This is a genomic window from Mesorhizobium sp. M1A.F.Ca.IN.020.03.2.1 (assembly GCF_004023205.1).
Lineage (GTDB): Bacteria > Pseudomonadota > Alphaproteobacteria > Rhizobiales > Rhizobiaceae > Mesorhizobium.
The window spans coordinates 1-2,266 of sequence record NZ_RZSV01000012.1; the positions used below are offsets into that span (position 1 = coordinate 1).

2 protein-coding genes and 1 pseudogene are annotated in these 2,266 nt (G+C 60.5%); 2 read left to right on the forward strand and 1 reads right to left on the reverse strand.

What is annotated here, in order from left to right; translation table 11 throughout:
• Positions 1-566: 566 nt before the first annotated feature.
• Positions 567-874, forward strand: a pseudogene (locus EOA79_RS34245) (MFS transporter).
• Between the two features lie 548 nt (positions 875-1,422).
• On the opposite strand, the gene EOA79_RS33410 reads toward EOA79_RS34245, so the two are convergent.
• Positions 1,423-1,614 (reverse strand): hypothetical protein, encoded by a 192-nt coding sequence (locus EOA79_RS33410; protein WP_245457337.1) that lies wholly within the window; start codon positions 1,612-1,614, stop codon positions 1,423-1,425.
• Positions 1,615-1,856: 242 nt separating this feature from the next.
• Here EOA79_RS33410 and EOA79_RS03800 point away from each other — a divergent pair, with 242 nt between their 5' ends.
• The gene (locus tag EOA79_RS03800) at positions 1,857-2,153 is read left to right on the forward strand and encodes a hypothetical protein (RefSeq protein ID WP_127217468.1); all 297 of its coding nucleotides are present in this window, start codon (positions 1,857-1,859) and stop codon (positions 2,151-2,153) included.
• Positions 2,154-2,266 lie beyond the last annotated feature (113 nt).

Here is a 2,266-nt window from a genome sequence, read left to right on the forward strand (position 1 = left end):
GATGACGGCTACATCTTCAGTGAGACTGTCCGGGTGACCGAGAACGGCGCGAAGTCGCTGAGCAGCATGCCCCGTGACCTGCTGGTCAATTACTGAGTTTTAGGATTGCGATGCCGGCGTAGCGCCAACACCATGCGCCGGCACAGGGGGGTTCCGCTGAGGGGAGGGATTGATTCACGGTTTCCGAAAGGAGGCCGTTGATGAATGGGGACAATTTCTGGCTGAGCGAGCAACAATTTGCACGGCTTGAGCCATTGCTGCCGACCGGTACACAGGCAGGGTGCCCGTTGTTGATCGCAGAGCAGGTGGGATTACCACCTAATCACTAACGGTGGCCGCTGTGTGGATGTGTAACCGTGACAGCACATGATCTGGCTCCGCATTTCGTACGGTTCCGCGCTGGAATTCCACTTGTGAGACCGGTGCAGGAAGAAGCAGGATCCCGAAAAGAACGCGCAGATCACGTTCGTTGTTGCGGGTGGCGGAGGGACGCTGTGGCGAAGGCGTGTCATCTGGACGCGAGGCTCTACCTGAAGAGGTTTGCAAACCGGGCATAGGACGGAGCAATGAACAGGGTGGAGGGCGCAGACGAGGGTCCAGGTTCGCCAGCGACGTTTGCGCCGCTCAGCAACCCGACGTTTCGCTCTATCTGGCTGGCCTCCCAAGTCCCCCTCGGCTGGTTGCTGCAGCCTGTCGCCATCAGTTGGCTGATGGCGACGATCTCGACTTCCATCTTATGGTCGCGCTGGTGCAGGCGTCGTCGAACCTGCCAGCGTTTATCTTGTCAGTCTTTGCGGGGGCTACCGCCGATAATTTCAACCGAGGGTTATGTTTTCTGGCCGGTGCATTATGGCGGTCGAATCTGCGATGCTGACCGCGTCTGTGGCGCTGGGCTTTGTCGAGGCTTGGATGATCCTGGGCTTCAGCTTCTTGATCGCATGCGTTCGGGCTTGTGACGGCTCTCGCCGTGACCACACTCACATACCTGTACCGCTGGGGACCATTTGGCGCTGCAAATGGAAGGTTCGTTCTTCGCCTCTGCCGCGTGAGTCGATGAGGACGGCGACCCGACGCCATTCGCCACCTGGGTTTGGGCGAACGAACGCCGATCGCGTCGACCTTGTGCGGGCGGCAAAACGACTGAAGCTCAAGGCCAAGATAGCAAGACCTTCGCCCAAGAGCTTGGACCCCCCGCCGCTGCCGATGATCATCGAGAAGGCGGACGGCAGCTTTGCGCTGCTGGCGGCATTGTCTGCGGGCAAGGTCCTTTTGCATTATTCGCAATCGGGGCCCCGCAGGAACTTGCACGTGCGGATTTTGACCTCCTGTGGAGCGGTTACGTCGTCCTCGTCACCAGCCGGGCCTTTCGAAGGGCTTCTCACGGCGCTTCGATTTCTCATGGTTCATTCCCCAAATCATCCGCTACCGCTGGATCTTCGCCGAAGTGCTGCTTGCCTCGTTCTTCATGCAGTTGCTTGGCCTGATCTCGCCGATCTTGTTCCAACTGGTGATCGACAAGGTGCTCGTCCACAACGGCTTGACCACGCTCGAAGTGCTGGTGATCGGCCTGTCTGCGGTCTCGATGTTCGAGGTGCTGCTTACCGGCCTGCGCACCTACACCACCATTCACACCACGAGCCGCATCGACGTGGCGCTCGGCGCCAAGCTGTCCATCATCTGCTTGGCCTGCCGATCGCCTATTTCGAGGCAAGGCAGACCGGCCAGACGGTGGCGCGCGTCCACGAGCTCGAGAACAACCGTGCCTTTCTCACCGGTTCGGCGCTCACCGTGCTGCTCGACTCCTGTTCCTCTCCGTCATATATCTCTACAGCCCCTGGATGACGCTGATCGTTATCTTGTCGATCCCGGCCTACGTCGTGCTATCGATGGCGGTGACCCCGGAATTCCGCCGCCGCACCGATGCGGAATCGGTGGCGCCGCCAAATGCACCGGCGCCGCTCGTCGACCTGCAGCGCCTGCAGATGCGCCAGTCGCTCGTGGCTTACCAGGCCGAACAGGAGAGCCTCGAGGCCGAGATCGCGCAGAAGCAGGTCGGGATCGAGCGCGGCAACAAGTCGCTGGTCGAGCGCCGCAAGCTGGTCAGCTTGGCTGGCGACCGGCTGGATGTCTTTGAGGAACTGGAAAAGCGATAGGTCGGTATCAAGACCAACACCATCGACCCCGCCAGGGCGAGCAGAGCCAGGTGATGGCGGTGGTGCCGACGAAGGCCACATAGCCGAGGTTGAAGCGACCGTGAGGACGCGTA